The 25,800-nt window shown below is 60.7% G+C and carries 22 protein-coding genes; 4 read left to right on the top strand and 18 right to left on the bottom strand.

The window, feature by feature from the left end:
* Window positions 1-34: 34 nt before the first annotated feature.
* The 12 genes from OKC27_RS00690 to OKC27_RS00635 all read right to left on the bottom strand — a co-directional run bounded on the left by OKC27_RS00690 (window position 35) and on the right by OKC27_RS00635 (window position 12,823).
* Entirely contained in the window at window positions 35-2,173 is a 2,139-nt protein-coding gene (locus tag OKC27_RS00690) for a GGDEF domain-containing protein (RefSeq protein ID WP_270805809.1), read from the bottom strand.
* On the bottom strand, window positions 2,170-3,363 hold the full coding sequence (locus OKC27_RS00685) for a sugar ABC transporter substrate-binding protein (protein WP_270805808.1): 1,194 nt from the start codon (window positions 3,361-3,363) through the stop codon (window positions 2,170-2,172). The genes OKC27_RS00690 and OKC27_RS00685 overlap by 4 nt, the downstream gene beginning before the upstream one ends.
* Window positions 3,364-3,524: 161 nt before the next feature.
* Entirely contained in the window at window positions 3,525-3,740 is a 216-nt protein-coding gene (locus tag OKC27_RS00680) for a YdcH family protein (RefSeq protein ID WP_042057872.1), read from the bottom strand.
* A gap of 276 nt (window positions 3,741-4,016) precedes the next feature.
* Window positions 4,017-4,628 (bottom strand): hypothetical protein, encoded by a 612-nt coding sequence (locus OKC27_RS00675; protein ID WP_270805807.1) that lies wholly within the window; start codon window positions 4,626-4,628, stop codon window positions 4,017-4,019.
* Entirely contained in the window at window positions 4,625-5,986 is a 1,362-nt protein-coding gene (locus OKC27_RS00670) for an MATE family efflux transporter (RefSeq protein ID WP_005361670.1), read from the bottom strand. Before OKC27_RS00670 ends, OKC27_RS00675 begins: the two co-directional genes overlap by 4 nt.
* Before the next feature lie 108 nt (window positions 5,987-6,094).
* Window positions 6,095-7,918: a SulP family inorganic anion transporter gene (locus OKC27_RS00665; protein ID WP_270805806.1), complete on the bottom strand. Its 1,824-nt coding sequence runs from the start codon at window positions 7,916-7,918 to the stop codon at window positions 6,095-6,097.
* A gap of 71 nt (window positions 7,919-7,989) precedes the next feature.
* Window positions 7,990-8,580, bottom strand: a complete 591-nt coding sequence (locus tag OKC27_RS00660; protein ID WP_270805804.1) for a nucleotidyltransferase family protein — start codon at window positions 8,578-8,580, stop codon at window positions 7,990-7,992.
* The gene (locus OKC27_RS00655; protein ID WP_005337747.1) at window positions 8,567-8,827 is read right to left on the bottom strand and encodes a GNAT family N-acetyltransferase; all 261 of its coding nucleotides are present in this window, start codon (window positions 8,825-8,827) and stop codon (window positions 8,567-8,569) included. The genes OKC27_RS00660 and OKC27_RS00655 overlap by 14 nt, the downstream gene beginning before the upstream one ends.
* Window positions 8,828-9,043: 216 nt before the next feature.
* Window positions 9,044-10,228 (bottom strand): iron-containing alcohol dehydrogenase, encoded by a 1,185-nt coding sequence (locus OKC27_RS00650; RefSeq protein WP_270805803.1) that lies wholly within the window; start codon window positions 10,226-10,228, stop codon window positions 9,044-9,046.
* A gap of 18 nt (window positions 10,229-10,246) precedes the next feature.
* A complete protein-coding gene (locus OKC27_RS00645; RefSeq protein WP_042057858.1) occupies window positions 10,247-10,765 on the bottom strand; it encodes a hypothetical protein in 519 nt (172 codons plus the stop codon).
* Complete coding sequence (locus OKC27_RS00640) at window positions 10,746-11,366, bottom strand: TetR/AcrR family transcriptional regulator (protein ID WP_270805802.1); 621 nt, start codon at window positions 11,364-11,366, stop codon at window positions 10,746-10,748. Before OKC27_RS00640 ends, OKC27_RS00645 begins: the two co-directional genes overlap by 20 nt.
* Before the next feature lie 11 nt (window positions 11,367-11,377).
* Window positions 11,378-12,823 carry a coniferyl aldehyde dehydrogenase gene (locus OKC27_RS00635; RefSeq protein WP_270805801.1) on the bottom strand — a complete coding sequence of 482 codons (1,446 nt, stop codon included), beginning with the start codon at window positions 12,821-12,823 and terminating at the stop codon, window positions 11,378-11,380.
* A 212-nt stretch (window positions 12,824-13,035) separates the two neighbouring features.
* Between OKC27_RS00635 and OKC27_RS00630 the strand changes: the two genes are divergently transcribed.
* The 3 genes from OKC27_RS00630 (at window position 13,036) to OKC27_RS00620 (ending at window position 14,963) form a co-directional block, all read left to right on the top strand.
* The gene (locus OKC27_RS00630; protein WP_042656987.1) at window positions 13,036-13,329 is read left to right on the top strand and encodes a hypothetical protein; all 294 of its coding nucleotides are present in this window, start codon (window positions 13,036-13,038) and stop codon (window positions 13,327-13,329) included.
* Window positions 13,330-13,552: 223 nt separating this feature from the next.
* Complete coding sequence (locus OKC27_RS00625) at window positions 13,553-14,521, top strand: nucleoside hydrolase (RefSeq protein WP_270805800.1); 969 nt, start codon at window positions 13,553-13,555, stop codon at window positions 14,519-14,521.
* A 106-nt stretch (window positions 14,522-14,627) separates the two neighbouring features.
* Window positions 14,628-14,963: a DUF3634 family protein gene (locus OKC27_RS00620; protein WP_042057852.1), complete on the top strand. Its 336-nt coding sequence runs from the start codon at window positions 14,628-14,630 to the stop codon at window positions 14,961-14,963.
* 97 nt (window positions 14,964-15,060) lie between these two features.
* On the opposite strand, the gene OKC27_RS00615 is transcribed toward OKC27_RS00620, so the two are convergent.
* A complete protein-coding gene (locus tag OKC27_RS00615; RefSeq protein ID WP_270805799.1) occupies window positions 15,061-16,266 on the bottom strand; it encodes a c-type cytochrome in 1,206 nt (401 codons plus the stop codon).
* On the bottom strand, window positions 16,263-18,188 hold the full coding sequence (locus OKC27_RS00610; protein ID WP_270805798.1) for an NAD(P)-binding protein: 1,926 nt from the start codon (window positions 18,186-18,188) through the stop codon (window positions 16,263-16,265). The genes OKC27_RS00615 and OKC27_RS00610 overlap by 4 nt, the downstream gene beginning before the upstream one ends.
* A 368-nt stretch (window positions 18,189-18,556) precedes the next feature.
* On the opposite strand from OKC27_RS00610, the gene OKC27_RS00605 reads away from it, so the two are divergent.
* Window positions 18,557-18,931, top strand: coding sequence for a DUF805 domain-containing protein (locus tag OKC27_RS00605; RefSeq protein WP_075114395.1), 375 nt, complete (start codon window positions 18,557-18,559; stop codon window positions 18,929-18,931).
* Between the two features lie 82 nt (window positions 18,932-19,013).
* Here OKC27_RS00605 and OKC27_RS00600 read toward each other — a convergent pair whose 3' ends face one another.
* The 4 genes from OKC27_RS00600 to OKC27_RS00585 all read right to left on the bottom strand — a co-directional run bounded on the left by OKC27_RS00600 (window position 19,014) and on the right by OKC27_RS00585 (window position 25,363).
* Window positions 19,014-20,117: an ElyC/SanA/YdcF family protein gene (locus tag OKC27_RS00600; protein WP_270805797.1), complete on the bottom strand. Its 1,104-nt coding sequence runs from the start codon at window positions 20,115-20,117 to the stop codon at window positions 19,014-19,016.
* Between the two features lie 334 nt (window positions 20,118-20,451).
* Entirely contained in the window at window positions 20,452-21,204 is a 753-nt protein-coding gene (locus OKC27_RS00595; protein WP_270805795.1) for a DNA/RNA non-specific endonuclease, read from the bottom strand.
* A gap of 245 nt (window positions 21,205-21,449) precedes the next feature.
* The gene (locus OKC27_RS00590; protein ID WP_270805851.1) at window positions 21,450-22,652 is read right to left on the bottom strand and encodes a S1 family peptidase; all 1,203 of its coding nucleotides are present in this window, start codon (window positions 22,650-22,652) and stop codon (window positions 21,450-21,452) included.
* 818 nt (window positions 22,653-23,470) lie between these two features.
* On the bottom strand, window positions 23,471-25,363 hold the full coding sequence (locus OKC27_RS00585) for a PTS fructose transporter subunit EIIC (RefSeq protein ID WP_042657222.1): 1,893 nt from the start codon (window positions 25,361-25,363) through the stop codon (window positions 23,471-23,473).
* Between the last annotated feature and the right edge of the window lie 437 nt (window positions 25,364-25,800).

Below are 25,800 nucleotides of genomic sequence, written 5' to 3'. Positions count from 1 at the left end.
GCGAAAGGCTCGCCAACGCCGGAGGCATCCAGTTTTACTGCTGCTCCTGATAGAAGCGCGCCTTGTCGGCATACATGGCATCGTCTGCTACCCGGCTCAGCTCTGCCAACGGGGTCTGGTCGCTGCTGCTCCAGCCGATGGCAAAACGCAGCGGGAAGCTGTGCTCCCCATGCTGCACGGTGGCGTGGTGCTGGCTTGCTTCCAGTCGTGCTGCCAGCCGCTGGCTGGCAAGGTGATCCGCCTCCGCCAGCAGCACGAACTCGTCGCCACCGATGCGGAAGATCTTCTCATCCTGCCGGCAGAGGGTGCGCAGCTGGCGAGCCATCTGGATCAGCAGGGCGTCGCCCGCCTCGTGTCCATACTGGTCGTTGGTACGTTTGAGACCGTTGAGATCGAGCATGAAGAGGGCGAGGTGACGCTCGGGATGGCGCGCCAGCACCGCCTGATAGTGATGGAAGGCCTCTTCGAACGCCTGCCGGTTGGGCAGCCCGGTGAGGTTGTCGGTGCGGGCGACCCGCGCCAGCTCATCGGTAAAGAGTCGCCCCTCGATGCCCACCGCCAGCTGCTTGGCAAACAGCCGCAAGATGGCCCTGTCTTCGGACTCCAACCCTTCGGCGCTCACCATCAGATAGCCAAACAGCACGCCGCTCTGGCTGCCGGGCAGGGTCATGATCTTCCAGATCGTGTTATCCCACTGGCATTCGGAGTGTCTGATCTCTTCATCTATCAGCTGGGCCAGCTTCTCCTGCAGGGCATCCCGCAGGGGGGCATCCACCCCCTGGGTCAGGGAGTAGTGAGGCTCTCCGTCGCGGCGGATCACCAGCCCCCAGCGGTGGCCGGGATAGAGCTGGGAGAGCTGCAACAGGGCAGAGCTGGCCAGCTCGGCAATATCGATATCGAGCTGCTGATGCAGGCCGAACTGCAGCCAGGATTGCAGGACATGGCGGCTGCGCTCCTCCCGGCTCAGGGCCGAGCGCAGGGCGGTCGTTTGCGAGGCCACCTCTTGCTCCAGCTCGTCGTTGAAACCGAGCAGCCGCTGGTTGAAGGCCTCTTTCTCGCTATTGGCGCGCTGCAGCTGTTCGTTTTGTTGGTAGAGCGCCCGCACCTGATCCGAGATGGTGTAGGCCATCTCCTGCAGCAACTGGCGTACCTCGTCGTACTCGACAAAGCGCAGCGGTGCTTGCTGTTGCTGGTAGTTGCCCTGGCCATAGCTGCGCACCAGCGCCGCCAGTGAACGCAGCGGTCGGGTGAGCCAGCGGGTGAGCCAGACGCAGCCGATGGCCACCAGCAGCAACATGCCGACAATGCTGCCGGTCAGCAGCTGCTGGGATTTGTTGAGCTCGCTGACCCTGTCATCGCTGTAGCTGTAGAGGGTGATGGTGGGGGTGATCTCCTGCTCCAACTGGGGCCAGCCAATGACCAGGGGGTGCGCCATCTTGCTTGGCTCCCTGTCATCCATCGCGTTGGCGCTCTGGTGAGCCCCTTCGTAGAGACGGTTCTCGCCCTGGGAGATCACCAGATATTCGCTCCCCTTGAGATAGGGCTCCAGCAGTTGGGCCATCTGTCGCCAGGGGAGGATGGCCATCACGAAGCCGGAAGGGGTCTGCATCACCCCTGCACGCTGGTGATTGCGATAGATGGGGGCTACCAGTGCCAGCCCGCCGCTGCGGTTCTGCTCCATATCGCCGACCAGCACGGGATCATCGACGGGCAGCAGCAGATGCTTGCCCTGTTTCGCCTCGCGGGTCTTGCTCCAGGCCATCAGCTGCGGCATCAGATTGCTCGATTCGAGGTGGGAGGCCTGGCCATTGATGTACTCCACCACCAGCCCCTTGTCATTGATGAGGTAGGCAGAGGTGAGCAGGCTGTTGGACTTGATGAAGGCGGCCAGTGCCAGCCGGGCATGGCTGGAGAAGAGGAAGTTGTCGAGGGCCTGATGGAGCACCCGATCCTGACTGAGCTGATTGATCTGGGTGCCGATCATCTCGCTGCGAAAGCGGGCTTCGCGGGTCATGCTGGTGAGCGCCCGCTCCAGCTGTGACTGCTCGCTCTGGGCGATGATCTGGTGCTGGCGGGTCAGCAACACCACGCTGGCCAGCAGCGCCGGCAGCAGGGCCACAGTGAACAGAATGATGATGAGGGTCGGGCCGAGCCGAACGGTGCGATGGTTCATGGTGCTTTGACCTGCCGGTACTGCTGATCGGCCAGCTGTTGCATGTAGTGGGCGGTGTCGGCGGCACTGATCCCTTCTTTAAAGCGCTCGAACCCTTTATCCATCGCTTGCCAGGCAATGGACATGGCGCTGTCGGAGGGCATGGGGGTGGTGAGGGTGAACTGTTCCAGCAGTACTTTTTCCCGAGGCGTGGGGTTGTGGCTGATGGCGACAAAGGCCTGCTGATTGACCGGCAGTAGCGCCCCCTGTCGATAGATGAACTGCTGGATATCCTCACGCTGGATAAAGGCCATCAGCGCCTTGATGACGGGCTGCCGGTCCTCATCGTCCATCGCCCAGCGGGAGGCGCCCATCACGTAGGCGCCGCTCATGGAGTGCATGGGGCGCGTCTGCCAGTGGGGCAGCAGGGCGACCCCCAGCTGATCCCCCATGTTTTTCACCAGATCATTGAAAGCCCAGTCTCCGTTGATGAGGTAGGCGCTCTTGCCCTCGTTGAAGCGGGCGAGGGCGGCGTCATAGTCGCAGTCGGGATCGATCCACTGTTCGCTGGCGACGGTGCGGTAGGCCTCCAGCGCCTGCACCATGGCCGGGGTGTCGAGGGTGATGCGCCCTTCGGTCACCGGCGAGCCGTCAAAGGTGTGCAAAAAGGCGGCGAAGTAGTACATGTCGTGATAGGGCCAGCTGACGGGGTAGACCCCCTTGGCCTTGAGGGCCGGAGTGATGGCAGCCAGTTGCTGCCATTGGGTCACCGGCGCCGAGACCAGCTTCTTGTTGTAAAACAGCATCAGGTGGTTGCCCTGCATCATGGGCATGCCCCAGTGTTGACTGTCGAGGGTGACATAACGCAGGGCGCTGGCCATCAGTGTGGGGGAAAACCACTCGGCGGGGAGGGGGGCGAGGGCCATCTGGCGATAGAGACCGATAAAGTCGGACGGGATCAGCATCAGATCGGGCAGCCCCCTGGCTTGCGCCGCCAGCAGGAGATCCGCCTTGATCTTGCCCGGTTCGATCTGGGTGACCCGCACGCTGTGGTTGCCTTCCTGATTGAAGCGGGCGATCACCTCGTCGATCACGTAACCGGCCTGCTGGGAGTGCCACAGCTCCAGCTCAGGCTCCTGAGCCCGCAGAGGGTGGCTCAATGCGAACAGGCAAAGCAGCAAGAGATGATAAAAAGATCGTTTTATGCTCATGTTACCATCACCGTTATACCTTGAATTCCAAAGGGAAATGTAACAAACAACCGGCAATGTCGGTAGGCACGGGCGCCAACTAATTGACTGAAACGACAAAAAGCCCGGCTCTTGGGCCGGGCTGGAGGATAAATTGCTTATCCGGGTATTCTTCGAGGCATCTAGTGTGGATGTTGTTTGAGGATGTCGTATATCTCCTCTTTCAGTTTGAGTTTCTGTTTTTTCAGATCTCTCACCTCGGCGCTATAGTCGCTGGCGTGATGCTTTTCCAACTTTCTAATCTCCGCATCCAGGTCGTTGTGCAAGTCAAACTTCTTCTGGAAATGGACATCACTGCTCTTAAGTTTCGAGATGAGTTCTCTGTACTCTGGGAACATGTAATGGAACCTCCTTGGTTTCGTTTGATTGTGCCTGTAAGACCAAAGCTACCCCTTAGTGCCGGGGATAAATGTGATCCTGATCGAATTTGGGGGCAATCATTTGGAGTATTTGGCGGGATATTTATAACTTGTTGAATCAAAACAAGATAAGTGATTTATCAATCTGAATGGTGCACAAAACTGTGCGGTAAGTCACAACAGGGGCGGCGCTGGCGTGAGAGGACAGGATCAATAAAGGGGCCGTGTGGCCCCTTTGTCTGGGTGCTGGCGACGTTACTGTTTTTCTTCGTCCGCCGGCTCTTTTTTCTTTTTCTTCTCGGGCAGCGGCTTGCCATCGCGGTGGATCACCTTGCCCGCTTCAAAGCCAATCTGGGCAGCCAGCTCTTCCAGATCCGCCGACTTGGCCTGATCCCCGATGGCGTAGCGATAGTTGGCGATGCTCAGCTTGTCAGCCACCGGCGTGCCCGGGACGATTGGCTCACGCCAGCCCTGACCGATGTGGGCCACCAGGGTGTCGTTCATCAGCAGCTCGCCGACGATCTCCTGGGTCGGGTTGCCCTTGCCGTAGGTGAGACCCTGAGGGTGCTTCTTGCCGACCAGCGGCTCGTTGCTGGCGGGCATCAGCTTGGTGCGGATCAGCCACTTGGGCTTCTTGGTGTTGCCCACCGCCTTGCCGGTTTGGTACTCGTTGATCTTGATGGTCTTGATCATCTGGGCCATGAAGTCCTTGGTCAGCGCCTTCTGGGCGTCGCTGGTTTCATCGATGGCGATGGGGGCCACATACCAGGTCTGGGTGGCTTGAGCCTTGGGAGCGGCAGGGGCAGTTTGCGCCATGGCCAGGGGGCTGAGCAGGATGGCAGCCAGCAAGAGTCCTATCTTCTTCATTGTGATTCCGCTTTTGTTTCAACAAGAATTTTGTTTTGCCAGCGACGACTGCGCCAGCGCCAGAACATGGCCAGACCGCGCACCCACTCGTCGCAGGCCAGCGCCAGCCAGATACCGACCAGTCCATAACCCTGCATGATACCGAGGAAATAGGAGAGTGGCACGGCAATTCCCCACATGGAGAGCAACGCCATGTAGAGGGGGAAACGGGCATCCCCGGTGGCCCGCAGGGCGTTGATCACCACCAGATTGAAGGTGCGGCCGGGTTCGAGGATAAGGCTGATAAGAAACAGTTGCGCCACCTGGGTGATGATGTCGGCATCATCGGTAAAGAGGCTGATGATGGTGCGGCCATTGAGGGCAGCCGCCACGGCGATGACGCAGGTAACTGCCAACCCCAGCTTGAGGCTCTTGAGCAGCTGCTGATAGGCGCGATCGAACTGTCTGGCCCCCGCCAGATGACCGATGATGATCTCGTTGCCAAGGCCGATGGAGAGGCCAAACAGCAGGATAAACAGGCAGATCTGGAAGAAGTAGGATTGGGTCGCCAGCGCCTTGTCCCCCAGCAGTCCGACAAAGGCTGTCACCACCATAAACTGCAGCATCCAGGAGAGGTTCTCCCCTGCCGCCGGCAGGCCGATATGGAGTACCTTGCCCAGCATCTCCCGGCTGGGGTGGACGATATCGCGCACCACCAGTCGAATGCCGGTCTTGCGGGCCACCAGCCACACCAGCAGCACCACGCCCACCAGTCGGCCCGCGACCGTGCTGATGGCGACACCGGCGACACCAAGCTGGGGCAGGCCGAACCAGCCGTAGAGCAGCAGCAGGTTGCCGACGAAGGTGATGAGGTTGACGATGAGGGTCACATACATCGCCTGACGGGTGTGGCCGTGAGCGCGCAGGGTGGCTGCCAGACAGAGGGCTGCGGCCTCCGGTAACAGGCAGAGACCGATGATCTGCAAGTAAAGCGTCCCGTCGCTCATCAGGTTGGCGGGCAGGTTCATCAGCGCCAGCATGGTGCTGGCGCCTGCCATCACGCCGATGGCGGCCACCAGACCGATCAGCAGGTTGAAGCCGATAGCGGTGTGGATCACCACCCGACTCTTCTCCCGATCGCCGGCCCCCAGATACTGGGTGATCACCACGCTGGTACCGATGCTGACGAAGCTGAACAATGTGATGGCGAGATCGAACACCTGATTGCCGACCGCCAGCGCCGCCACTCCCTGATAGGAGACATGACCCACCATGAAGGTGTTGAGGGCGCCGGTCAGAAAGTGCAGGGCGAGATCGATAAAGAGCGGCCAGGTCAGCGCAAAGAGGGTGCCCGGGCCTGCGTGGGATTGAGATTGCATGGCATGTCCAACAGCTGGGAAGGCACGGGGGAGTGCCCTCTGGGGGCGCATTTAACACCAAGGCCAAGGCTGGTGCAATCCTTGTGCAGGATTGCATCGGCCAAGGGATCAGGCAGGCGTGGCGCCCGCCTCCTGTTCGCTTGGCAAGGTGAGGCGAGCCGAGTCGGGCAGGGCATCATCCTGCGGCCAGTTGGAGCGGATGGCATCAGTGGTGCTCTCCACCACCGCATCATCCTTGAACACCGGCTCGCGGTAGCAGCGGGTCAGGCGCAGAGCCTGATACATATCGGGGCAGAGGATGATCCCCTCGTCGCCCACCCGCACGCCAGCCTGCTTTAGCCAGTGGGTCATCTGGCCGTGGCGACCCGCCATCACCATATGGATGCCGCGCCGTTTCAGCTCTTTGTGCAGCTCTCCCACCATGCTCATCACGCTGATGTCCTGATGGGTGAAGCAGGCGACCGCATCGATCACCAGACACTTGGGATTGTGGGGATCCTGCACCAGCAAGGCCAGCACCCGCCGCTTGAAGTAGGGGGCGTTGAAGTAGGTCAGCGGCGAGTTGAAGCGATAGACCAGAATGCCCGGGATCGCCTTGGCTTGTTCGTTGTCTCCCAGGGTGCGTACTACCCCCTCGTCATCCATGCCGAGCAGCTGATCGGTGGGGCGCATCACATTGCGCAGGAACTGGAACAGCCCCAGCAGCACGGCGAGGGTGATCCCCGGGATCACCCCCATGGTGAGCACACTGATAAAGGTGACCAGTGCCAGCCAGAACGCGGAGCGATCGGAGTTGCGCAGCGCCCAGAGACCGCGAAAATCGGTGAGCGACAGGGAGGCCATCACCAGCACCACCCCGAGGGCGGCGGTGGGAATGTATTTGAGCGGCGCCGTCAGATAGAAGGTGATGAGGGCGATCACCGCCGCGGCGATGATGGAGACCAGCTGGCTCTTGCCACCGTTGGCATCGTTGACTGCGGTGCGTGAATCTGCCCCGCTGATGGCAAAGCCCTGCGAGACCGCGGAGGCGAGGTTCGCCATGCCAAGGGCCCGGAACTCCTTGTCTGCGTCTATCTCGTAACCGTTCTTGGCGGCAAAGCTGCGGGCGGTCAGCATCATGGAGACGAAGCTCACCATGGCCAGGTTAAGGGCCGGCAGCACCAGCTCCCGCATCAGGCCGGGAGGAAATTCCGGCATCTGGAACGCGGGAAGGCCGGAGCCCACCGCCCCCAGGGTGGCGATATCAAACTGGCCGAGATTGAAGCCCCACACCAGCGCAGCGGTCACCACCATGGCCACCATGGAGGAGGGCCATGCCGGTTTGTAGCGCTTGGCCAGCAGCAGGGTAAGCAGGGCCACCAGACTCATGGCCAGGGTCGGTAGATGGGTCTGGGTAATATAGGTGGCCCCGCTGGCGATCCGCTCGATGAGGTAACGTTCGCTAAAGGTGAAGCCGAAGATTTTGGAGAGCTGGCCCACCATGATGGTGATGGCCACCCCGTTGAGCAGCCCCATCAGGATCGGGCGGGAGAGGAAGTCCGCCAGCACTCCCAGCTTGAAGCGGCTGGCAATCAGGCACCAGAAGCCGGTCATGGCGGTCATGGTCATCACCAGTTGCCAGTGGCGGGTCGGGTCACCGGCGGCCAGCGGTGTCACCACGGCGGCAATGACCGCGCAGGTGGCCGCATCGGGGCCGACAATCAGCTGGCGGGAGGTGCCAAACAGGGCGTAGACCAGCATGGGCAGGATGCAGGAGTAGAGGCCGACGATGGCGCCCACCCCGGCGAGTTCGGCATAGGCGATGGCGACAGGCAGCGCCACGGCCGCCACCGAGAGTCCGGCGCGAAGGTCTGGCATCAACCAGGCGCGCTGGTATTGCAGCAGGGCAGCGAGGCCCGGTAGCCAGCGTTCGAGAGAGAAGAAGTCGCGCATTATTTAACCCATTGAGTTACAACCAGCTTTTCCCCTAGTGTGCCCAAGGTTATCGAAAGATTGCAATCAGGTTATGGCCAGTTTACCTGAAGGTCAGGCCAGATAGCCTGCCAGCGTTTCTCCTTGATGCGCTGGGTAAAAATCTGTTTGTCCTGGCGACATCTGGGGTTGGCACTCACTTGCAGCGACCAGTTGATGGCAAAGCCGTAGGGGGCGAGCCACTCGAACTCGCCATCCCGGGTGAGGCGCACGCCGATGCAGGTCGGCACTTCGACCCAGTGGCTCAGCGCCTCCAGACTGCTGGCAAACGGTGCTACCAGCTGCCGCGTGTGCATACGGGCCTGATTGCGCACCTCCCACTGCTGACCCGGCAGCCGTTTGGCCAGCCAGGCTTCGTGTTCCGCCTCGGCCAATCCTTGCGGATCGTTTTTATCGAGATAGATAAGGTCGATATCGTTGAGCGGGGTGGGCACCGCCTTGTGGTGAAGGTGATCCCAGATGAGGTTGCGGATAAAGCCGGCTCCCAGCGCCCAATCGGGCAGATTGAGCTCGGCGGCGGCTTGCAGGCAGGCCATCCGCTGCGGATCAGCCCGCAGCAGGGCTTCGGTTTTGGCTTGGCATTGCTGTTCGAGGGCGGTATTCAGAGGTTCAGTTGTTGGCATTGCGGCGTAACCAGACATCAATGTAACGGCAGCTCGGCACTATAGTGAGCCCCTCCGCCTGAGTCCAGTTGAAGAAGGCGCGCGCCAGCTGATCGGCAATCCCCTGTACCCGCAGCTCGGGCGGCACGAAGGTGCTGTAGGCATCGATGGTCTTGGCATCGAGTCGCCGGTAGCGCAGTCTCGACTCCTTCCCCTCCACCATACAGATGAACTGCTGCTGGTTGGCCTGATGAATGATGTCGCTCATGGTGGGCACCTCTGGCATAAAGTTGGGTCTCTCGGCACAACATAACTGTTAGCCAAGGTATAGAACAGATAATGAGAGCCCGTGGCCAATATCATGTGCTTTGGCATGGTGTGAGGTGAATATCGCGAGGTAGATCAAGATGCCCGATTGCTAGTCGGGCACCGCGTTAGTGTCAGCCAAGAGTGTTGGCTAAAGAGTGCTGGCAAGGGGGCAGGATCAGGCCCAGGCCCGCTCCAGCAGGGTAAGTAACTGCTCACGGTCGGCGTCCTTGCGATTGAACAGCATGGCGCCGTCGTTGATCGCCAGATCGCGTATCTCGGTCAGTAGCGAGCGATCGCTCACCCCCGCTTCGCTCATGGTGCGCGGCAGCTTGACCGCCTGCCACAAGGTATCGCGCAGGGTGCGAATGGCGGTGATGGTCGCCTCCGCCCGCTGGTGGGCCGGAGTGGCGGCAAAGCGCTCGGCCCCCACCAGCGGCAACAGCAGCCGGGCCAGCTCGCTATCGACCTCGGGGCGGTTGTAGTCGAGCACGGTCGGCAAAAAGAGGTTCATGCACAGGCCGTGGGGCAGATGGCAGCGGGCCCCCAGACTGTGGCCGAGGGCGTGTACCAGCCCCACCATGGAGTTGGAGAAAGCCATGCCAGCCAGGGTGGAGCCTTCTGCCAGTTGCAGCCGCAGCTGTTTGTTCTGCGGATCGTGGATGATTTGCGGCAGGGCGCTGGCGATTTTCTCCACCGCCATCAGGGCCAGCGCATCGCTCACCGGATTCTTGGCGGTGCCGATAAAAGCCTCGATGGCATGGGTCATGGCATCCATGGCGGTGGCGGCGGTGATATTGAGGGGCAGCCCCTGGGTCAGGCGCGGGTCGAGCACCGCCAGCTGGGGCAGCAGGAAGGGGGAGGTGAAGGGCACCTTGCGGCCGCTCGCCTCATCCTTGATCACCGCCACCAAGGTGACTTCTGATCCTGTGCCCGCCGTGGTGGGCACCACCGCCAGCGGCTTGAGGGGACGAGTCAGGCAACCGGCGCCCGAGTAGTCGAGCAGATGTTCGCCACCCATGGAGGTGAGAATGTTCACCGCCTTGGCGGTGTCGATCACCGAGCCGCCCCCCAACGCCACCAGACTGTCGCAGTCGAGCTCGCGATAGCGTTTGGCGATCCGCTCTACCACAGCGGTGGAGGAGTCGGCCGGGATCTCGTCCCAAATGGCGGCAACCGGCAGATCCCCCTCGGCCAGCACATTGGCCAGCAGGGTGGCAAGACCGGTGGCATTGACCCCCTTGTCGGTCAGCAGCAGCGGGCGACGCGCCCCGAGGCTGGCCAGCTCGCTGGCCAGCTGCTCCAGCGCCTGTTCACCGGCCAGCAGTTTGACCGGGCAGAAGAAATCGTAATAGCGGCTCATTTCAAGGCTCCTTGCGCGTTAGCCGGTCACCAGACCCAGATAGATGTTGCAGGCCCGGCCGAATTTGTTGGTCGGGACGGGATAGTGGCGCAGCAGCGGCCGCGCGATAAAGGCGGGAAGGATCAGGGACTGCATCTGCTCAAGCCCCCGCACCAGTTGCATGGCGACGGTCAGATCCCCCTCCACCAGCAGCCGGTTTTCACCAAACGCCTGATTGACCCCGAGCCGAAAGCTCAGGGTGCGAAAAGCGATATTGGGGTGCTTGAAGCGCACCCGCAGTGGATGAATGGTGGCATGAGGGGCGACCGGCGCGCCGGGATACCAGCGGCCACCCTGCTTGTGCATGTTCATGGCGTAGCCGATGCCGCCCACTTCGAGGCGGATCGCCAGCCCGTCCGGCAACGGCGCCAATTCGCGGCGCACCGCCTCGTCGGTGCGGGCGGCGCGGCAGAGGGTGCGACCCACCACCCAGAGCAGGGTGATGATCCAGAGGTGGCGGCCAAGGGCGGCCGCAGATTCAAACATCCTTGTTTGCATGGGGATTGGCTCCTGAGATGGCTGACCAGAAGAGAGCGAACGCACTGGCTTGCCAGTAGTCGTCCTCTCCCAGCTCCGGTTGATCGACAAACAGTGATGCGCAGGCGAGGAACTGGCCCTGACACACCTCCAGCAACAGTGGCGCGGGAGCCTGCATCAGCTCGCCGCTGGCCTGCCCCTTTGCCAGCAGGGCGGGCAGAAAACGCAAGGCATCGTTCAGGATCTGGCTGCGGGCCGGTCTGGCCAGCAGCGGAGAGTGAAAGAAGCCCAGCACGAATTTGAGTTCATTGGGGTTAGCCTGCATCCACTCCATCGCCAGTTGCCAGTAGTGGCGGGTCTGGTCGTACAGCGGCAGGGTGGGGTCTGCTTCATGGATGGCGGCCCCCATCCGGGTTTTCACATCCTGATAGAGCTGGAGGATCAGCGCCTCCTTGCTCGGAAAGTGGTGGAACAGGGTGCCGTTGGCCACCCCGGCCGCCTTGGCGATACGGGCGGTGGCGGCACCCTGCAGGCCATCTTCGGCGCAGAGGGCGAGGGCAGCATCCAGGATCTGGCGGCGCTTGTCGGTCATGGCTGATGGCGGTGGGGTGGCCTGGTTCATGGTCATCTCCATCAGCGCAGGAAAAAGGCCATCATCAGCTTCTGGATCCAGCTGTGGTAGGGCGGGTGGATCAGGGAGCCGGTGGTGAACTTGCCGCGGGTCAGCACGGTTTTCGCCTTGGAGAAGGTGAGGAACCCTTCGTGGCCGTGGTAGTGGCCCATGCCGGAGGCGCCGATGCCGCCAAACGGCACATCGTCGGCGGCCACCTGAAACAGGCTCTCGTTGATCGCCATGCCGCCGGAGTGGGTCTCCCGGGTCACCCGCGCCTGCAACTGGGGGTCGAAGCTCATCAGATAGAGGGCCAGCGGGCGGGGCCGCTCGGCCACATAGGCGAGCGCCTCTTCCAGCGTGTCGTAGGGGATCAGCGGCAGCAGCGGGCCGAAGATCTCCTGCTGCATCACCTGACAATGATGGGGCACCCCGGTCAGCAGGTGGGGCACCAGCAGGCGACGCTGGTCGTCGCGGGCAGGGTTGCCACAGGGGTGGAGCTCGGCACCCGCCTGCTCGGCCTCATCCAGCCAGCTGACGAGGCGCTGATACTGGCGATCGTTGATGATGGCGCCGTAGTCAGCGCTATTGAGCCCCTGCGGGTAGAGCTTGCTGAAGTGGCTGCGATAGGCGGCGATAAAGTTCCCCACCTCGCTGTGGGGCAACAGCACATAGTCGGGGGCAACGCAGATCTGCCCGGCGTTGAGGCTCTTGCCGAAGATCATCCGCTCGACCGCGGTGGCCACCGGCATGTCGGGGGCGATGAGGCAGGGGCTCTTGCCACCCAGCTCCAGTGTCAGCGAGGTGAGCTGGGGCGCCGCCGCGGCCATCACCAGCTTGCCCACCATGGTCGAGCCGGTAAAGAGCAGGTGATCGAACGGGAGCGAGCTGAACGCGGCCGCCATCTGGGCATCCCCCTCGATGATGGCGATCTCGTGCTCGTCAAACACGCTGGTGAGCATGGTGCGCAGCACGGCGTTGGTATGAGGAGTGAATTCGGAGAGTTTCAGCATCGCCCGGTTGCCCGCCGCGATGGCGGTGATGAGGGGGCCAAGGCTCAGCATCACCGGAAAGTTCCACGGCACTATGATGCCGACCACCCCGAGTGGCTGGAAGTGCACCTCGACCCGGGCGGGGGCCAGCAGCAGGCCGGTGTGGCGGCGGTGGGGCTGCATCCAGCGCTTGAGCCGCTTCTGGGTGTAGTTGATCTGCATGATGCAGGGCAGCACATCGGCGATCAGGCTGTCGTAGTTGCTGCGCTGGCCATAATCCGCTGCCAGCGCCTTGCACAGCTCTCCCTTGTGGGCGAGCAGCGCCTGCTTGAGTTTGGTCAGCTGTGCCCGGCGTTCTGCCAGGGTGGGCATGGGGTGAGCCAGACTCGCCCGCTTGAGCCGTGCCAGCTGATCCGGCAAGGAGAGCTTGATGGCGAGGATATCCTCAGGAGTGTGTTGAAGCTGCGCCGCACCCATGTTGTTCTCCGCATGAAAAATGACCGACTGATTAGTCGGTCTGAATTTAGCTGTTTGTTACCGGAATGTAAAGCTGGCAAGCTCTATCCCGCTCATCGCGAGCTGGACGCAAGAGAGAACTGTGTGCCTCCCCACACTTTTGGGGTTTGCTCGTTGGTGACTTATCCAATAAGGGGTAGTTTTTGGCTATTAACCTACACGGAGAGAGCACTATGACCAGGGAACTGAACAGCTTGTTGGCCCGGCTTGAAGATGTGGTTGAGCGGATGCCGGATTGCTTCAACACCTATGAGTTTGCCCAGAAGCTGGCGCTGCAATATCAGCCGGAGTTTTTTGCCGCGGGCCACTCTCTGGCCGAGCACGAGGGCAAGGTGCTGCGGGTGCTGCACCAGAAGATCGCCGAGGCGCTGGCGGGCAGCGAGGTGGTGATTGAAGGAGCGCTGCTCCCCTGCGTCACCCCCTGGGGGGAGAAGGCGACCTCACCGCGCTGGCATCGCAAGCACTGAGGGGCGCAGTCAGGCAGATCAGTGCCAGATAGCAGATAACGAACAACGATGAGTGGCGCGGCGCTGGCAACAGGGTCGCGCCGTTTTTTGTGCAGATTGTCGCCAGCAGCGCCCCCGCAGCCGGGAGCAAAGGCCCGGTCTGTGATCCCATGCCGGGATACGAGGCGGCCAGCCGGGTAGACTCTCCTCTTTGTCGCAGGGTTTGTTACCGTAGGAATTTCTCATGACCCATAAAATCATTCTGGATACCGACCCGGGTATCGACGATGCCATGGCCATCCTGTTTGCCGAGGCCCACCCCGCCATCGAGCTGCTCGCCATCACCACCGTTTATGGCAACGCCACCATCGCCAATGGCACCCGCAACGCCCTCTGGCTCAAGCAGAAGTACGGCATGAAGGCGGATGTGGCCAAGGGGGCCGCTGCCCCGCTGCTGCGCGAACCGGTCGGCCCCACCACCATAGTCCACGGCCCGAGCGGCTTTGGTGACATGGAGGCGGGGGAGGTGACTATCGCTCCGGATCCCCGCCCCGCCTGGCAATATATTGTCGAGGCGGTCAAAGCCGCGCCGGGGGAGATCACCCTCGTCACTATCGGCCCGCTGACCAATCTGGCGCTGGCGCTGCAACAGGCGCCCGAGATTGTCTCGCTGGTAAAACAGGTGGTGGTGATGGGCGGCGCCTTTGGCGTCAACGGCCATCGCGGCAACGTCACCCCCTATGCCGAGGCCAATATCCATGACGATCCCGATGCCGCCGATCGGGTCTTTACCGCCGACTGGCCGGTGGTGATCATCGGGCTGGATGTGACCCAGCAGAGCTTCTTCAGCAGTGCTTATCTTGATGATCTCAGGGATAAGGCGGGGGAGCCGGGCCGCTTCCTGTGGGATGTGAGCCGCTTCTACCTGCGCTTCTACTCCGAGAAGCTGGGGCTCTCCGGTTGCCATGTCCACGATCCGTCCGCCATTGCCTATGTCATCGACCCGACCCTCTTTACCCTGCGGGAAGGGCCGGTGCGGGTCATCACCAGCGGCCCGGCCATCGGCCACACCCTGCAAAAGTTCGATGGCAAGCGCCACTCCCACGATGACTGGGCTGAGTATCGCCCGCAGCAGGTCGGGGTGGCGGTGCGCGATGACGCGCTGCTGGCGCTCTATCGCGAGACGCTGGTGGGCTGGGGCAAGGATTGCTGAGCAAAGAGGTGCTATTGCGCTGACGCGGGGGCTGTGATCGGCGCCAAACAATCGGGGCGCACAGCCGCTTATACTGCCTGATATCAAGACCTTGGGAGGGATGGAGATGGCCTGGATTTCCTTGATCGTAGCGATTGCGCTGATCTGGTGGTTGATGAAGCTGGGGCGTGGCGCCCTGTTCGAGATCCGTCTTGCTCCCGGTAAGGTGGTGGTCAAGCAGGGCAAGGTGTCGCCCGCTTTTATTGAGCATGCCAAGCAGATCCTGCGCCATGACACGGTGCGCGGTCGCATTGTGGGGCAGCGTGATGGCGATGGTGTGAAGCTGATCTTCTCCCGCTCCATCCCCGAGCCGGTGGCTCAGCGTTTTCGCAATATCTTCCCCTATGGCGATTACCGCCAGCCAGCGGCACCGCTGCCGGGCACCAAACCGCGCAAGGGGTGATCCCCTGCCAGCGGTTCACCAATAGCAAACGGGCCTCCACTGGAGGCCCGTTTTTATGCTGCAGCGTGAGCGATGGTGCTGCACTGGCGCCGGAGTTTTACTCCTTGCCGTGCAGCTCGCGCTGGGCTTTTACCGCCGCCGCCTTGACGGCGGTGCCTTCATTGCCCCAGGAGGCGCGCAGGGTGTTGACCAGCTCGGCGAGTCGCTCGTCATCCAGGGTCCAGCCATAACCCGGCATGTGGTAGCCGAGATGACCGCGGGTGACCGGGGTCTCGGCGCCGTGCAGCAGCACATTGATCAGGCTCGACGGATCGCCCGCCAGCACGGTGCGGTTGTTCACCAGCGAGGGGATGACGTGATCATTGCCCTGGCCGTTGACCCCGTGACAGGTGGAGCAGTACATGGCGTAGTCCGCCTTGCCGCTGGCACTGGCATAGGCTCGGGCACCTTTCTCAGCGACCGGCTCATCTTTCAGGTCGGTCAGATAGGTGGCGATGCTGGCCAGATCGGCGTCGCTGAAATACTGGCTGCTGTGAGTGATCACTTCCCCCATGGGGCCTGCGACCGCTTCATGCTGGCTGCGGCCAGTTTTCAGCAGATCGATCAGCGCCTGCTTGCTGTAACGGCTGCCGCGAATGTCGGGAGCATACCAGCCATCCAGCGCCGCACCGCTCAGGTAGACGGGATCCGCCTCGGTCAGCGCTTTCTCCTGCATCCCCAATCCGCGCGGGGTGTGGCAACTGCCACAGTGACCGGCACCCTGCACCAGATAGGCGCCGCGATTCCACTCTTCGCTCTTGCTGGCTACCGGGGTGAAGCGGCTGTCATCGTGGTAGAGCCAGTTCCAGCCCATCAGCGGCCAGCGCATGTTGAGCGGCCAGGGGATGTCGCTCTCCTTGTTGGGGATGGCCTGCGGCTGCACTTCTTTCATCAGATGGTGATAGAGATCTTCGAGATCCTTATCGCTCATCTTGGCGTAGGCGGTGTAGGGCATGGCCGGGTAGAGGCGATGGCCATCGCGGGCCACCCCTTCGCGCATCACCTTGATGAACTCCGGCAGGCTGTAGTTGCCGATACCGTGGCTCTTGTCGGGGGTGATGTTGGTGGCAAATACGGTGCCGATGGGGGTCGGGAAACCCTTGCCGCCCGCCAGCGGCTTGCTGGTCTCGCTGGTGTGACAGGCGGCGCAATCGCCGAGCTTGGCCACGTATTCACCCGCCGACATCGCGGGGGCTGCGTTGGCGGCAAGGGCGGGCAGGGCCAGCAGCAGGGCGCTGGCCGTCAGTGACAGGGCGCGGCTCATTGGGCACCTCCCTTGCTCATGGCAACCAGCTCGTTGACGGCGCGCCACGCTTCGTCGATGGCGGCGTGGGCGTAAGGGCTCCAGCCCGCATCCGAGTTGGCGATGGTGATGTTGCCGATGGGCTGGCGGCCCAGTTCAATCCATTTTTCGCACTGCGCTTCGTCATCAAACAGGGTGTTGGTGACATAGGAGTAGCCGTGAGACCAGCGGTTGACCGTGATGGCGAGGATATCCTGCTCATGGTTGAAACCGGCGCTGCCGAGCATTCCCTGCAACTGCTCGCGGATCATCTGTTCATGCTGCTCGAACGGCATGCCGAGGATCATGGCGCGCCCCTTGCGGGACTGTTCGCGGGCCGAGAGGCCGCTGCCCGGCAGGGTCGGTACATAGACCATGTGCAGGCACATCGGCTGATCCGGGCTCTTGGGATGCTCGTAGCCACCCATGCTGACCGGATAGTCGAGCTTGACCCGGCTGTAGGGGGCCGCGGGGGAGTAGACCTCGTGTACCCCGAGCTTGACGAAGGCTTGCCAGTTTTTGATAACCACCTTGGTGTAGACCAGTGGCGCCTTGGCATTCTGGCGCAGCGCCTCCTTCTGGGGCTCCGGCATCTCGGGCACCATGTAGGGGATCATCATGTTGTAGCCCGCCATGACTGACTGCTTGGCCCGTACCCGATGCAGTTTCCCCTCCTTGATGTAGGTGACATCTACCGCCAGCTTGCCGTCGGCGAGGCGCACGTTTTTGGCCTGCAACGCCGTGCTGCCAAGGCGCAGTTGCACCTTGTGTTCCGGCAGGTCGAGCTTGCCGTAGTCAAACTTGGCCAGCACCACATCCTGCATGGTGTGACCCGGTGCCACTTGCGGGATGAGCTTGCGCACCATCAGGCGGGTGAGACCGGCGTTGCCATCGGGGAAGTGGAAGATGTAGGGGTCGTCCAGCTCCGCCTGCTCCTCGGCATCCAGCGGCGTCAGATTGAGGCCGTCGAAACCCGGCAAGGCGCACAGGCGCGCATCGGCGCAGGCGGTGGCGTCGATACCGACCGCCTGGAAGTCGTTGGTGCGCTGCTGGAAGTAAGTGATCGCCCGCTCGCTGAGGCCCACTTTATCGCGCAGGAAAGTGGTGTAGCTGTTGCGAGTCACCCACTCGTCCTGCTGCTCGCGGGTCATGCCGCTCAGGTAGTCGATCTTCGATTCGTGCAGCGCCAACAGGGCGGCCTTGTCGGCATCATCGAGGGGGAAGTCACCGATAAACTCTGCCAGCGGCCGGCCGTTCAGGCGATCGCGGGGGATGTCGTCCGCTACGTTGTGGCCCGGATCCCCGTTCACTATCTTGTTGACGCCAAAGTGCTTCTCGTCGAAATAGACGCCGCGGCTCAGTCCCAGATCCGGATAGAAGGTCTGCTGGAACCCTTTGGCCAGTTCGTCAATGTTGACCTCCAGCGCCTTGAGCAGGCCGAGCGCCACCGGGCTGTAGACCGAACGCGGTGATTGCAGGGATTCACTGCCGCCGTAACCCAGACGCAGGCCATCGGGAGTGGTGAACTCGTTGCGCTTGGCGTGGCCGCCAAAGTCGTCGTGGTTGTCGAGCAGCAGGATCTTTTTATCCGCGCCGAGCAGTTGCTGATAGAAGCAGGCGGCGGCCAGACCGCTGATCCCGGCGCCGACGATCACCAGATCGTACTCCCCCTCAAGGGGAATATTGGCAAAATCATACTGCTTGCCGTCACGGGCGATGCTGTGGGCCGGTTCGAAAGAGCCCGGGTGGTTGCCGCGCAGGCCGGTGAGGGCGGGCGGGTAGGCCAGGGTTTTATCCGCCAGCGTGCTGCCGCCTTCGGCAGCCTTGAGCAGATTGATGGGGGCGATGCCTGCCGCAATGGTGATGGCAACGCCGTTGAGAAAATCTCTGCGTGTAATACTCATGGCTATCCCTGTGTTAGGAGAAGTAATGAATAAGTGGATTCATTATGGGAGGGAGACACAGATCCTGTTCAGGATTGGGCGCCGAATCTACCGCTATCCTCACGCTGAGTCCATACGATTGCTAATGGATTATTAAGCACCATTTTCCTGCTTGTGACGAGAGTGATGCGCTGATGGGGGGGATTTGCCCTGTTGCAGGGGCGCAGCTCTCCCCGGCTCGGGCCGGTCAATCATTGCCGTAGCTGATTAGTTTGGGAGGCGTTCGGGCATCCTTGTCGACTCGGAGGGATGATCGCGTTAAGCTCTTAACTACTTGTTTTATCGACTCTCTTTTTACTCACTGGCGTAACCGCCACTCTGGAGGCGCAATGAACTGGTATATCTCGGTCCTCAAGCAATATGCGGTATTCAGCGGGCGGGCCCGCCGCACCGAATACTGGATGTTCGTGCTGTGCAACATCATCGTCATGCTGCTGCTCGGCATGGTGGACAAGCTGATTGGCGGCGACAAGGAGCTGATAAGCTCCATCTATTCGCTGGCGGTGCTGCTGCCATCGCTGGCGGTGGCGGCCCGTCGCCTGCACGACACCGACCGTAGCGCTTGGTGGCTGCTGCTCGGGCTTATCCCCATTATCGGCACCCTGGTGCTCATCTACTTTATGGTTTGCAACGGCCAGCAGGGGCCGAACCGCTTCGGTGACGATCCCAAAGCGGCCCCCTCGCAGGGCTTTATCGTCAGTTAACGAGCGCGGCTCGGCCAATCATCGGCCAATAAAAAGAGAGGGAGGCATGATGCCTCCCTCTCTTTTTCGTGTGGATGGCCGATCAACGCTCAATCAGCGGTGCAGATCGGTAGCTCCACATGCCGTAGGTGCGCAGGGCGTCGCGGTAGATGCCGAGCAGCTCGCTTTCGCTCGGGGTGGCCAGCTCCTCGATGGGCTTGTCGGGGTAGCTGACGCTCGCCACCTTGATGTTGGCCGGGCCAATCTGGTCGCAGGCGATTTCCAGCACCGCCTGACCGCGGCGCACATGGCTGACGGAGCTCACCAGCACCGCATAGTCAATCTGGTGGCGGGCGAGGGCATAGGCGCTGTAGAGGGCGTTATCCACTGTGTTGGTGGCGTAGTTCTCTTCAATCAGGCGGCTGCGGTCGATGCCGTGATTGGCCAGCCAGTCGGCCATCAGCTTGCCTTCGGTCTGGCGGTTCTGCGGCACGCCGCCGGTCAGGATGATCAGCGCCTCCGGGTCGGCCTTGGCCAGCTCCAGAGTGGTTTGCAGGCGGCCAAGCAGGATCTTGTCCATGCTGCCGTCGGGATTGAGGGCGTAGCCCAGAGTGACGATGGCGCGCTTGCCCTCTTGGGTAGCCTTGAGCTGATCCCCGGTCAGTTCGGTCTGCAGCGGGGCGGCGGTGATCCGCTGTACCCGGGCGATGATCTCCTCCAGATCGGCGGCGCGGCCACCGTTGCGATCCGCCACTTTCGCCAGATAGCTGCGGGAGGCCTCCTTGTTGCCCTTCACCAGCTGCCAGATGGCGAGATAGCTGTTGATGTCGAGATCATCGGGGGCGACGGCTAGCGCCTGCTCCAGCAAGGTGATGGCGCGGCTCAGGTTGCCGTTGTAGATCTGGGCGTTGGCCGCCGAGATCAGCAGGTCGGTGCGGTAGGGTTCAAGCTGGTAGGCGGCCAGCAGCCGCTCGGTCACCAGCTCCATATTGCTCGGCATCTTGGCGGTAAAACCGGCGTGGGAGATCTTGGCTGGCGACTTGTAGATCTGCAGCGCTTCGCCGAGCAGCATGTCCACCGCCTGCCGTTTGCTGACCAGGGTATTGAGGTCGCGCTCCATCTGCATCGAACTCTCGGCTGCCTGCAGGGTGAGGGGCGAGAGCGCCAGCAGGCCGCCGAGGGTGAGGGCAAGAAGGGTCTGTTTCATCAAAAGGTCCTCTGTCGGGCTGAATCGCGTTGTGGCGCAGCGGTTTGCGGGCCGATGCGACGAGGCAAATGTGCGTCAATTCAGTCTGTTAGTGCCAAAGAGGGGACAATATAGCAGCTAACGGCGCGGCAAACTGTGAGTCGGGGCGGGTCGTCGGGTGATGCCACACTAGTGGCCGCAAAAATGGCCGCAAAAGTGGCCGCAAAGGGTCAGCAGCCATCTGAAAAGGGCAGGGGGAACGAACCTCCCCCTGCTGCGAGGGGCGCTGGCCCCTTCCTCTATCGCGATGCAAGATAGATGGGGTGTCAATCTATCTTCTGGTGAGTGTTCGCGCTCAGTTCCACATCGGGGAGACGCGGGCTTCCAGCGTCTCTTGCTGCTCTTCGGGCATATCGCTGAAGAAGTTGAGCTGGGTCTGCTCCTCCACCTCGCGCACCGAGACCCGGTAGTCGGCGATCTGGCTGATGGGCACCTCTTGCTGCGGCATGATAAAGGCGATGGCCTGCAGTTTGGCCGGGTCCATCACGATCTTGTAGTAGGCACTCGGGATCGCCACACCCTGACCGATAGACTCTTCAGAGCCGGTAAAGATGGGGCCGGTGATCACCTGCACATCCTTGCGGGAGACAGCCCACTTGTTCACCTTGTCCTCCAGCACGCGCCACGCCTTCTGGTTGAGCACCCCGATCTGCGGTGTCATGTTGCTCAGCAGGAAGCTCTCTTTCATGGTGTTCTTGTTCGATTTCATGTCTCCCGCCGGAGCCTGATGGCCACGGTCGTAGCCCGAGCCCTTGTCGTCGGAGAGGGTGGCGCGGTAGGCAACCGGGATCTCCCTGTCCTCGGCGAAGGCATCCTTGCGCGGCACTGTGCCCTGTGCGCTCTGGGCGGTTATCCTGTAGGAGACCCAGTCCGCCACCTTGTAGTCGTAGTTGTAGCCGACGGCATACCCTTCACGGCAGAGCTTCTGATCCGATTCAGAGGGGAGGCCGAAGCGCACGTGCTCGCCGCACTCCCAGTGGGCCGCCAGCAAGGGGGTGGCAGTGAGGGTGAGGGCAACAGCCAGAACCAATTTATTGATTTTTATCATTTTTGTGATGCTCCAGTTTAGTAGGCGGAGCCATTTGACATGAGATCTGACCAGCGCTTCAATTGCTGTTTTTTTACACGTCACCGTTCTGTGACGGCTCGCCAAGATCCGTGATGTGACTGGTTAATATGTTTTAAATCAGTGGCTTGGTCGGTGGGATGATATGCGGTTGCTCGGCATGCAACGAAAAGGGGCCCGCGATGGGCCCCTTGTGATAGGTGGAGTCTGACTGCTATCAGGCTACGTTATGTTCTCGTCTCAGGTGCGGGCCGGAGCGCCTTGTGGGGACTCTCTTGAGCGACAGACCAAGGGCTCAATCGTCTGATACACAGCAGTGATAACAGTGCCATCAAGGCTCCGGCGCCTGTACTACCGCCACCGCTGGAGTCCGAGCCTGCGGTCGGTGTTGAGGCAGGGGGTGGCGTGATCATCGGGGTAGTGCCCTTCAGCTTGCCAACCACAGTGGCTTCTAGTCGTTGACTGATCCCATTTTTTTTGATGACGGTTACCTTGAGGTGAGACTGGGTATAGGGCTGCTCCGGTGTGACGTTGCCCACCAGCACTTTCACTTGGCAGCTTGTCCCTGGGGCCAGTGTGGGGGGACACTCATTTTGGGGGGCCTCGCGCGTGTCTGCGTCGATATTCGCCAGATCTATATCTATTGACTCAGTTGTTGGGTTGAACAGGTTTACCCCAACCCAGCGAGGCTCATTCTGCTCGAGTGAAACCAGCTGATGGTTGCTGATGCTGATATCAGTTGGTCGTTGCTGGATCCAGGCGGCCAGTTCTGGCTGGAGTACAAAGCTGAAAGCCGCAGGTACTCCTTTTTGTCCGCAGGGGTCTGAGCTAAAACTGGCGATCCCTTGTAGACGTCCGTTGGCATCGGTCAAGGGGCTGCCGCTGTCCCCCGGGCAGACATCTTCGCCCATGACACCGCCGGCAAAGAGGTTAGTAGTGTGTATTGAACGTTTATACCAGAGGTCAACAACGCCGGCAGACTTCATAGCGAGTTGCTTCAACCCCCGGTGGGGGAGATCTTGTCCGGGCTGGACAGTTTGCCCATCATATCCGTATCCCCACGCGGTCAGTTGTCTGCGCTCCACTGCATCCTCTTCACTCCCCATAGTGATGGGCGTGTTTTTGCTCGGTGATTCGAGGTGTAGCAGAGCCAAGTCATAATCTGTCCCCCCAAGCTTGCGACCGAGGTTGCCCAGAACTTGTCGCCGATACGCCTCATGCATGATCACCTGATCGATTTTGGTTCTGGCAAATCTCATCCCCGTGCCCACGTCGTTGAGCCCGATTGCGACCTCCAAATCATCTAGTAGCTTCTCTTGAACACAGTGAGCGGCCGTCAGCACCCACTGCTTGTCAATCAGCACACCCCCGCAAGAAAAATTCCATGGACGGATCACATAGCGACCGTCTGCACTTCCGAGCGCAACCATCCATCCGGGCGCAGCCACAGTGCCCCCCCCCTAAAATACGGGGGATACCCTCCTCGCCGTACAAATTTTCTCCATAAGAAGCGGAGGCGAACAAGGGTAAAAACATCAGCAGTAGCGAAATACCACGCACCTTCAACATATTCCGAAACCTCTTTTTTGTGTTCAATGCAGGGGCCCACAATGGCGTGGTCTACCTCAAAATGGAAATGGCGGGCAATATACCATCGCAGCAAATGCTGGAGAATGAGGCTGTTTGATAAATGAACATCAACGTAATGGCATCATGTGAGCCGCGGTATCGCGAAATACTGTCGAACACAGGCGCCTAGGGGGTGGGCGAGTAGGCAGGGTTGGTTTTGGAGGTTACAATTAATATTCTTAATAAACAATGCATTATGGTTTTTTAGATATCCATGATTCTGATTGAACCAGCGTGGTGGATAGGTGAAAAATTCAGAGATGCTGCGGTTGAGGCGTGCTGTTTTTGTTATCTGGCAAAATTTGTAACAAATATTGACAACAAGATGGAATGACCTCGAATGGGGTGTGATGGATTCAGCCGGAAGGCCATCATGATGGATGGTGCACCATAGTGCTACCTCACAGCCAAGCGTGAGGTTTCTCGCATATTGTGTGGGCACTGATTTGCCCGAGTTAGCCAATATGTTCATGAACGTGGTGCCATTGGGCCGACGCTGGTCTGGAATGTTCTCTGTGAGTTAGTTGAAATGGTATTCTGCTTTGGAACAGGATGGGGGTGTTGGCAATAGAGAGGGGCCCGTGATGGGCCCCTTGTGATAGGTGGAGTCTGACTGCTATCAGGCGGCGTTTGCCTTGTTGCCCAGAGTGCGGGCCAGCAGACCTTCCGGATTGTGAATCGCCTCTTTGGTCTTCACATCGATGACTTCGATATTGGTGAAGCGCTCACGGTATTTGATGGCCACATCGTGGGCGAAGATGACGCAGCGTGCGTTGGCGACATCCTTGGCGGTGATGCGGTTGATGATGCCGTTGGCGCCCTGGGTCTCGACCTTGATCTTGATCCCCTGCTGGGCAGCGGCCTTCTGCAGGCTCTTGGCGGCCAGGAAGGTGTGGGCCACGCCAGACGGGCAGGCAGTGATGGCCAGTACGTCCGCTTCCCCTTCAGCTTCAATGACTTCGAAGCTGGTTTGGGTGGTGGTCACGTCATCTTCTTCGCTTACCGGCTTCTTCAGCAGGTTGACGATGACGGCAGTGGTCAGGGCGCCGAGGATGGTACCCAGGATGTAACCCATCTTGCCTTCAACAACCGGCAGGACAATCCAGCCACCCCAGGGGGCGTGGTTGATACTATGCATCATGAAACCGGTGATGTTGCCGACGATACCGCCTGCGACGATGGCCGGGATAACACGCATGGGGTCAGCGGCGGCAAACGGGATGGCACCTTCACTGATACCGATCATGCCCATGATGGCGGCCGCTTTGCCGGATTCACGCTCTTCTTTCTTGTAACGCTTCGGAGACATGAAGGTGGCCAGTGCCATACCCAGCGGCGGCACACAGATGGCGATACCGACGCCGCCCATCAGCCAGGGCTGGGTGTTGACCTGAGTCTGGGCAAACAGGGTAGCAACCTTGTTGACCGGGCCGCCCATATCGAAGGCAGTCATACCACCCAGAATGGCACCCAGCATCACTTTACCGGAGCCTGCCATGCTGGAGAGCCAATGGTTCATCCCTTCCATCATGGCGGCGATCGGGGCACCGATCCCCCACATCACGATGCCACACACCAGGAAGGTACCGATCAGCGGATAGATGAAGATGGAACCAAGCGAGGTCATGGAGTCAGGCAGCTTGATCCGTTTGAGCTGATTGACCACGAAACCGGCGATAAAGCCCACCAGAATGGCGCCGAGGAAACCGGTTTGATAGTGCTGAACGGCAATCCAGGAGCCGATCATACCCGGGGCCAGGCCCGGTTTGTCAGCCAGCGAGTAGGCGATGTAGCCACCCAGCACGGCGGTAAACAGTGTCAGACCGGCGATACCCATGGTGGCCATGTCTTTGAGGAAGCCCGCTTCCGGCACCGCGCCCTTGCCGCTCATCATCACCGACAGCGACAGCAATACACCGCCCGCCACGATGAAGGGGATCATGTGGGAAGTACCAAACAGCAGGTGCTGCTTCATGGTATTGAGGCGATCCTTGAAGGTGCGCTCTTCGGGCTCAGCCGGTGCAGTGGCAGCCGGTTTGGCGGCAGGGGCAGGCTTTGCCACTTTCGGGCCTTGCTTGAGCAGGGTCAGTGCTTGCTCGACAGTGGTGGCCGCCTTCATCTGCTCGATAAAGCCCGGCTCCAGCAGACGGGTAGAGAGTTCGGCCAGCACTTCGATGTGGTGGTTGGCACCGCCATCCGGGGAGGCGATCATGAAGATCAGCTGGGTCGGCTTGCCATCTTCGGCGCCGTACTCGATACCTTGACGGCTGACACCGATGGCAATGGCCGGGCGGCTGACCGCCTTGCTCTTGGCGTGGGGCAGGGCGACACCTTGCTCGAAGCCGGTGCAGTCCAGCTGCTCGCGGGCCCAGACATCTTTGACGAATTGCTGTTGATCAGACACGGCGCCATCGCGCGCCAGCATCTGTGCCATCTCGTCGAACAGGGCCTCCTTGCTGGTGGCCTTCAACTCCAGGCAGATGAGTCTGCCGTTGGTCATGGTGGGTAACATCTCACTCTCCTTTCCCGTCAGGGCTAAGTCATGCGTTGCGAATTGGGCTCATTATTGCCCTCTATGGTGGGGTTGGACAGGCGATGAATGTAGCAATAACTGGATTTTTGTTGCATGGTTTTGCCGGTGTGATCCAGCTCGCAAAGTGTTGAGCTTTGACTCAATAGTTGTTTTTGTTTAATTCATGGCGGGATGTGACAGCGGTCAAGGTATGACGGAAAAACCCTTGCAACGGTATTTAAGGCCATTTTTTGCGGTTAATTGCCCGATTTAAGGCGGATTTGAGAAAAAATGGGTTGATGGCTGCACCGACGCTCTCCACTGAAAATAGAACGGCCCGGCGCTGATTGGATTTTATCAATCCATCTGGCGTGGGCCGTCGGGTATCACAAAGTGACATTTATGGGGTGCGTGCTGAATGTCACTTCAATGCTATG

This window comes from Aeromonas sp. QDB62, assembly GCF_027705695.1.
Classification (GTDB): domain Bacteria; phylum Pseudomonadota; class Gammaproteobacteria; order Enterobacterales; family Aeromonadaceae; genus Aeromonas; species Aeromonas allosaccharophila.
This window is presented reverse-complemented; position numbering and strand designations above follow the sequence as displayed.